General features: G+C 65.9%; 6 protein-coding genes. All 6 read left to right on the plus strand.

Going from position 1 to position 6,926, the window contains the following annotated elements; genetic code table 11:
- Nucleotides 1-6: 6 nt before the first annotated feature.
- The gene (locus tag CTATCC11996_RS03025) at nucleotides 7-1,134 is read left to right on the plus strand and encodes an acyl-CoA dehydrogenase family protein (protein ID WP_003072924.1); all 1,128 of its coding nucleotides are present in this window, start codon (nucleotides 7-9) and stop codon (nucleotides 1,132-1,134) included.
- Between the two features lie 178 nt (nucleotides 1,135-1,312).
- Nucleotides 1,313-2,104, plus strand: a complete 792-nt coding sequence (locus tag CTATCC11996_RS03030; protein WP_003072926.1) for an oxepin-CoA hydrolase, alternative type — start codon at nucleotides 1,313-1,315, stop codon at nucleotides 2,102-2,104.
- Nucleotides 2,105-2,143: 39 nt separating this feature from the next.
- The gene (locus CTATCC11996_RS03035; protein ID WP_003072928.1) at nucleotides 2,144-3,403 is read left to right on the plus strand and encodes a CaiB/BaiF CoA transferase family protein; all 1,260 of its coding nucleotides are present in this window, start codon (nucleotides 2,144-2,146) and stop codon (nucleotides 3,401-3,403) included.
- Between the two features lie 218 nt (nucleotides 3,404-3,621).
- Nucleotides 3,622-4,638 carry a Bug family tripartite tricarboxylate transporter substrate binding protein gene (locus tag CTATCC11996_RS03040; RefSeq protein ID WP_003072931.1) on the plus strand — a complete coding sequence of 339 codons (1,017 nt, stop codon included), beginning with the start codon at nucleotides 3,622-3,624 and terminating at the stop codon, nucleotides 4,636-4,638.
- Nucleotides 4,639-4,864: 226 nt separating this feature from the next.
- On the plus strand, nucleotides 4,865-5,878 hold the full coding sequence (locus tag CTATCC11996_RS03045) for a Bug family tripartite tricarboxylate transporter substrate binding protein (protein ID WP_003072934.1): 1,014 nt from the start codon (nucleotides 4,865-4,867) through the stop codon (nucleotides 5,876-5,878).
- A 7-nt stretch (nucleotides 5,879-5,885) separates the two neighbouring features.
- Entirely contained in the window at nucleotides 5,886-6,860 is a 975-nt protein-coding gene (locus tag CTATCC11996_RS03050) for an NAD(P)H-dependent flavin oxidoreductase (protein ID WP_003072936.1), read from the plus strand.
- Nucleotides 6,861-6,926 lie beyond the last annotated feature (66 nt).

Here is a 6,926-nt window from a genome sequence, read left to right on the forward strand (position 1 = left end):
TTTTCCATGAACTTCGTACACACTGAAGACCGCCGCATGCTGGCGGACAGCCTGAACCGCTTTGTGGCCGAGCAGTACGGCATCGAGCAGCGCAACCAGCTGGCCTATGGCTCAGAAGGTCACAGCCCCGCGCTGTATGCGCAATTTGCCGAGCTGGGCGCAATCGGCGCGCTGTTCCCCGAAGCGGAGGGCGGCTTCGGCGGCTCTGGCTTTGACATCAGCGTGGTGTTCGAGGCGCTGGGCCGCGGCCTGGTGGCCGAGCCGCTGCTGGGCGCGCTGGTCGTGGGCCAGGCCCTGATTGCGGCCGGCAGCGATGCGCAGAAGCGCCAGCTGGATGACATCATCGCCGGCGGCGTGATCGCCGCCCTGGCACACGACGAACCGGGCAGCCACTACGAGCTCAACAAGGTCACGGCCACCGCGGCCAGGACCGCCACGGGCTGGGTGCTCAACGGCGCCAAGAGCGTGGTGGCCTTTGGCGAGAAAGCCGATCTGCTGCTGGTGTCCGCGCGCACCGCAGGCGGCGTGTTCGATACTGCCGGCATCAGCCTGTTCCTGGTCGACGGCAAGGCCGCCGGCATCGCCAAGCGTGGCTATAGCCGCATGGAAGGGGGCCGCGCCGCCGAGCTGACTTTCGAGAATGTGCAGCTGGCCGAGGAGGCGCTGCTGGGTGCCGAGGGCCAGGGCCATGGCGTGCTCGAGCATGTTCAGGGCTTTGCCCTGCTGGCGCTGGCTGCCGAGGCGCTGGGCGCCATGGATGTGGCCAAGCAGAGCACGCTGGAGTATCTGCAGACGCGCAAGCAGTTCGGCGTTGCCATCGGCAGCTTCCAGGCGCTGCAGCACCGCATGGCCGATCTGCTGCTGGAGGTGGAGCAGGTGCGCTCCACCGTCATCAATGCAGCCGATGCCATCGACAACGCCCAGGGCACCGAGCGCGAGAAGATGCTGTCTGCCGCCAAGTACACCGTGGGATCCGTGGGGACCCTGGTGGCCGAGGAAAGCATACAGATGCATGGCGGTATCGGCATGACCTGGGAGCTGCCGCTGGCGCATTACGCCAAGCGCCTGATCATGATCGACCACCAGTTTGGCGACGAGGATCATCACCTGGCGCGTTTCATGGCCTTGGGCTGAAATGAGCCACCCCCTGAGTCGCTTCGCGCCTTCCCCCTCTCTCTACGCGCTGCGCGCTAGGGAAGGGGACGACAGCCTCGCTGCGGGGCGGCGTGGCCGGCCCAGGCCCTTGCTGGCTGTCCCTGGCGGAGTGGGGCGGCTACAGGCGGTAAGAGCTGCCTAAAACGGGAGAACGAAGATGAGTGAAGTACTGCTGACCCGCCGCGAAGGTGCCGTGCTGGTGCTGAGCAATAACAACCCGGCTGCGCGCAATGCGCTGTCGCCCGCGTTCTACGCGGCCGTCACGACCGCGCTGGCGGATGCTGCGGCCGACGCCAGTGTGGGCGCGGTCGTGCTCACGGGCGAGGGCGGTCATTTCTGCGCCGGTGGCGACCTGCGCCAACTGGCCGGGCGCCGCGAACTGCCCGTGGAGCAGCGCCGAGAAAAGCTCGAAGGCCTGCACGATCTGATTCGCGCCGTGCGCGACTGCCCCAAACCCGTCATCGCCGCCGTCGAAGGCGCGGCGGCGGGCGCTGGCCTGTCGCTGGCCCTGGCCTGCGATATGCTGGTGGCCGCCCGCGACAGCCTGTTCTCCGTGGCCTATGTCAAGGTGGGGCTGACGCCCGACGGAGGTGCCACGGCCTTTCTGGCCGAGTTCGTCTCGCGGCAGGTATTGACCGAGCTGTGCCTGAGCGGCGAGCGCATCAGCGGCGAACGCCTGCACGCCCTGGGGCCCGTCAACCGCCTGGCTGAGCCCGGCCAGGCCCTGGCCGATGCTGTCGCGCTGGCCGCCCAGATCGCGACCGGCCCGGACCAGGCCATGGCCCTGATCAAGGATCTGTGCCGCCAGGCACCGCGCAATACGCTGGAGCAGCAGCTGGAGCTGGAAGCGCAGCACATGGTGCGCTCCCAGGGCAGCGAGGAATCCCGTGAAGGCATTGCCGCCTTTCTCGAAAAGCGCAGCGCCGATTTCACCAAACTGCGTGCTTGAGCGCTGGACAAAACCAAGATTTTCAAGGAGACAAGGCTCATGGCCGACAGCAATACCGAACAGAACCAGGACATCGACTTCCCGCTGGAGGGAGTGAAGGTACTCGATCTGTCCCGAGTCTTCGCCGGGCCGCTGTGCGGCATGGTACTGGCCGACTTCGGCGCCGAGGTGGTCAAGGTCGAGCACCCGGGCCGTGGCGACGATACGCGCGACTGGGGCATGCGCATCGGCAAGACCGAGACCACCTACTACAACAGCATGAACCGCAACAAGCGGTCCATCACGCTGGATCTGCAGACACCCGAGGGCGTGAAGATCCTCCATGAACTGCTGCCCCAGTTCGATGTGCTCATCCACAACTTCAAGACCGGCGGCGCCGAGAAGCTGGGCCTGGGCTATGAACAGCTCAAGGCAATCAAGCCCGACCTGATCTATTGCGCCGTGGCCGGCTACGACAGCAGCGGCCCCGAGGCCAAGCGTCCCGGCTACGACCTGGTGATCCAGGGCGAGGCGGGCCTGATGGCGCTCAACGGCGATGCCAACATGCCGCCACTCAAGTTCGGCGTGGCCGTGGTGGATCTCGTCACCGGCATGTATGCAGCCCAGGCCGTGCTGGCAGCGTTGTTCCGCCGCGAGCGCACGGGCAAGGGCCGGCTCATCGAGATGGCTCTGTACGACAGCGGCATCACGGTCACCGGCTACTATGGCCTGGATGCCCTGCAACTGGGCCACGATCCCGAGCGCTACGGCAATGCCCACCCCTCCATCGTGCCCTATGGCATGTACGAGGCCGCCGACGGGCCGTTGATCATCGCCGTAGGCAATAACAGCCAGTTCGACAAATTCTGCCGCCAGGTCGTGCTGCGTCCCGACATCGTCGAGGATCAGCGCTTCTCCACCAACGTCAACCGTGCCAAAAACCGTCTGGAGCTGCTGCCCATGCTCAAGGAGCTGATTGGCAGCTTCCCGCGCGATCTGCTGCTCGAGCGCCTGACGGCCGCCGGCATTCCCTGCGGCCGCGTGGCCGGTCTGCACGAAGCCCTGACCAGCGATCGCACGCGCCGCAGCGGCCTGCTGCGCGACATGCCCCATCCTGTGGCCGGCACCACGCCCGTGTTCGCGCCGCCCTACCGTCTGGACGGCCAGCGTCTGCCCATTCGCCATGCGCCGCCCACGCTGGGCGAGGGCACACGCGAAGTGCTGCAGCGCCTGCTCACGCTAGACGATGCGCAATTGCAGGACCTGCAGGCCAAGGGCGTTCTCACGCTACCCCCGGAGCCTTCATGTAGCACCCCCTGAGCCGCTGCGCGGCTTCCCCTCTCTCGCTTCGCGGGAGGGAGCGTACGGGCAGCCGGCGACACCTTCGCAGCGGGGCGGCCCTTGCTCGGTGTCGCTGCGTTGGGCCGTGTCAGGCTCACAGGCAGCGGACATCTCATAGAGCCAAAAATAACTGAAAAGCAAGTTTAAAGGCCGCACAAGACGGCAAACAAAGACAGCGACTTCATAGGAGACAAACCATGAGCATCCCAGTCACACGCCGCGATCTTCTGCAAGGACTGGCCGCCATCGGCGGCGGCAGTCTGCTGGCCACGGGCGCCAGCAGCGCCTTCGCACAGGCCGGCAAGCTGGCATGGCCCAGCAAGCCCATCCGCGTGGTCGTTCCCTTCAACGCGGGGGGCGCCACCGACATCATGGCGCGCACCATCGGCGAGGTGCTGGCCAAGCGCCTGGGCCAGCCCGTGGTGGTGGACAACAAGGCCGGTGCGGCCGGCATCCTCGGCACCGAGGCCGTGGCCAAGGCAGCGCCCGACGGCCATACGCTGCTGCTGTCGCTCAGCACCTCCATGCTGATCAACCAGTTCCTCTACACCAAGCTGCCCTACAACCCGCAAAAGGACATCGCGCTGATCACCCAGGTCGCGGCGGCGCCCGTCACACTGGTCGTCCATCCCTCGGTGCCGGCCAACAACATGAAGGAGCTGCTGGCCTATGTGAAGGCGCATAAGGGAAAGCTCTCGTACGGCTCCTGGGGCGTGGGCTCGTATGCCCATCTGGCCGGTGCCTATATGAGCAAGACCATGGATGCCGACATGAACCACGCTGCCTACAAGGGCGAGGCACCCATGATCCAGGAGCTGATCGGCGGCCAGCTGCAGCTGTGCTTTTCCAGCGCGCTCAACACCAACCCCTTCATTGAGTCGGGCCGTCTCAAGGCCATCGGCGTGACCGGCAAGGAGCGCATGGAAATCCTGCCCAAGCTGCCGACCATCTTCGAGCAGGGCGTGACCGACGACGCCTATTCGATCTACGGCTGGGTGGCAATGGGCGCGCCAGCCGGCACGCCCAAGGAGGTCGTGGACCAGCTCTACGGCCACCTGCGCGAAATCATCAAGGACCCCAAGGTGCTGGAGCGCATTACGGGCGCCGGCTTCATCCCCATGATGAACAGCCCTCAGTCCTTCCGCGACAACTACCAGCGCGATATGCCGATCTGGAAAGCGCTGGTCGAGCAGGCTGGCGCGAAACTGGATTGAACCCCCTGAGACGCTTCGCCTGGGCGGCCCCGCGCCTTCCCCCTTGAGGGGGACGACACCCTCGCTGCGAGGCGGCTCTTGCTCGGTGTCCCGTGCTTGCGCCGCGACAATTTCATAGGTTGCGGGTGGCGCGCAGCGCCATGGATCACTGAGATGACCGATTTTCCCGGCCTGCGGCAGCAGGCCGCTACCGACGACTGCTGAGACAGCTTTGAGAGGAGACTTCATGTACACGCGCAATACCGCACCTCAGGCCGGAGCCACCCGGCGCAGCGTTCTGGCCCTGGCCGCAGCGCCGCTGCTGGCCGGCATGGCCGGCGGCGCGCTGGCCGAGACCGACTGGCCCAGCAAGATGCTGCGCCTGGTCGTTCCCTTCCCTGCGGGCGGCCCGACTGACACGGCATCGCGCATCGTGGGCCAGAAGCTGGGCGAGCGTCTCAAGCAGACCGTGGTGGTGGAAAACCGCCCCGGCGCATCGGGCTCCATCGCGGCCGTGCAGGTCGCCAAGAGTCCGGCCGACGGCTACACGCTGATGATGCTGGCCACGCCCACGCTGCTGGCACCCCATCTGTACAAGAAGGCCGGCTACGACACCGTCAAGGATTTCGCTCCCGTGGCCACGGTCTATGACCTGCCCATCGTCATCGTGGTCAATCCTGCGCTGCTGCCCGACGTTACCGACCTCAAGAGTCTGATCGCCCACGCCAAGGCCCAGAAATCACCGCTCAACTACACCAGCTCGGGTGCCGGCAGCTTCGGCCATCTGAGCATGGAGATGCTCAAGCAGATGGCCGGCTTCGACATGCAGCACGTGCCCTACAAGGGCGGCGTGCCCGCCATCACCGACACCATCGGCGGCCAGGTGCCCATCATGTATGCGGACCTCGTGGCTGCGCTGCCCCATATCCAGGTCGGCAAGCTGCGCGCCATCGCCGTGGGATCGCCCCAGCGCGTGAGCATGCTGCCCGACACGAAGACGATCGCCGAGCAGGGCATCAAGGGCTATGACGCCGTCTCCTGGGGCGGCCTGCTCGCGCCCAAGGGCACGCCCAAGGCCGTGGTCGAGCGCATCGCCACCGAAGTCCAGCAGATACTGGCCGACAAGGACGTCCAGAGCAAGCTGCTCCATGCGGGCGCCATCGCCAACTTCCAGAATCCCGCCCAGCTGGGCCAGCGCATCCAGCAGGACTACACGCGCTGGGGGCAACTGATCCGCGACAAGGGCATTGCAGTGGAGTAACACGGACATGAAGACACGCATCACCGAACTCTTTGGCATCAAGCACCCCATCATCCAGGGCGGCATGCACCATGTGGGCCTGGCCGAGCTGGCCGCTGCCGTCTCCAACGCAGGGGGGCTGGGCATCATCACGGGCCTGACCCAGCGCACGCCCGAGCTGCTGGCACGCGAGATCGCGCGCTGCCGCGAGATGACGGACAAGCCCTTTGGCGTCAACCTGACATTTCTCCCTTCGGTCAACCCGCCCGACTACCCGGGCTATGTCAAAGCCATCATCGAAGGCGGCGTCAAGGTGGTCGAGACGGCCGGCAACAACCCGCAGAAATGGCTGCCCGCGCTCAAGGAAGCCGGCATCAAGGTGATCCACAAGTGCACCTCGGTGCGCCATGCGCTCAAGGCCGAGGCCATCGGCTGCGATGCCATCAGCGTGGACGGCTTCGAATGCGGCGGCCATCCGGGCGAGGATGACATCCCCAACTTCATCCTGCTGCCGCGCGCGGCAGAAGAGCTGAAGATTCCGTTTGTCGCCTCGGGCGGCATGGCCGACGGCCGCTCCCTGGTGGCCGCGCTGGCGCTGGGCGCGGAAGGCATCAATATGGGCACGCGCTTCATCGCCACGAAAGAGGCCCCCGTGCACGCCAAGGTCAAGCAGGCCATCGTTGCGGCCAGTGAGCTCGACACCCGTCTGGTCATGCGTCCGCTGCGCAACACCGAGCGCGTGCTGAGCAATGCGGCGACCGAACGCCTGCTGCAAAAAGAGCGCGAGCTGGGTGCGGCCATCACCTTTGCCGACATCGCGCCCGAAGTGGCCGGCGTCTATCCGCGCATCATGCACGACGGCGACATGGACGCGGGCGTCTGGTCCTGCGGCATGGTCGCGGGCCTGATCCACGATGTGCCTACGGTTGCGCAACTGATCGCCGGCATCATGGACCAGGCCCATGCACTGATCAACGAGCGGCTCGCGGGCCTTGCCCGCTAAGCCTTTCACTCTTCAAAACCAGGAAAGAGCTTTCTCATGAAAATCCTTGTACCCGTCAAACGTGTC

This window comes from Comamonas testosteroni ATCC 11996 (assembly GCF_000241525.1).
Lineage (GTDB): Bacteria > Pseudomonadota > Gammaproteobacteria > Burkholderiales > Burkholderiaceae_C > Comamonas > Comamonas testosteroni.

What these genes read in the sequence shown, in the direction of transcription:
- CTATCC11996_RS03030 (WP_003072926.1), top strand. Translation starts at nt 1,313, where the DNA reads ATGAGTGAAGTACTGCTGACCCGCCGCGAAGGTGCCGTGCTGGTGCTG.
- CTATCC11996_RS03045 (WP_003072934.1), top strand. Translation starts at nt 4,865, where the DNA reads ATGTACACGCGCAATACCGCACCTCAGGCCGGAGCCACCCGGCGCAGC.
- CTATCC11996_RS03025 (WP_003072924.1), top strand. Translation starts at nt 7, where the DNA reads ATGAACTTCGTACACACTGAAGACCGCCGCATGCTGGCGGACAGCCTG.
- CTATCC11996_RS03035 (WP_003072928.1), top strand. Translation starts at nt 2,144, where the DNA reads ATGGCCGACAGCAATACCGAACAGAACCAGGACATCGACTTCCCGCTG.
- CTATCC11996_RS03040 (WP_003072931.1), top strand. Translation starts at nt 3,622, where the DNA reads ATGAGCATCCCAGTCACACGCCGCGATCTTCTGCAAGGACTGGCCGCC.
- CTATCC11996_RS03050 (WP_003072936.1), top strand. Translation starts at nt 5,886, where the DNA reads ATGAAGACACGCATCACCGAACTCTTTGGCATCAAGCACCCCATCATC.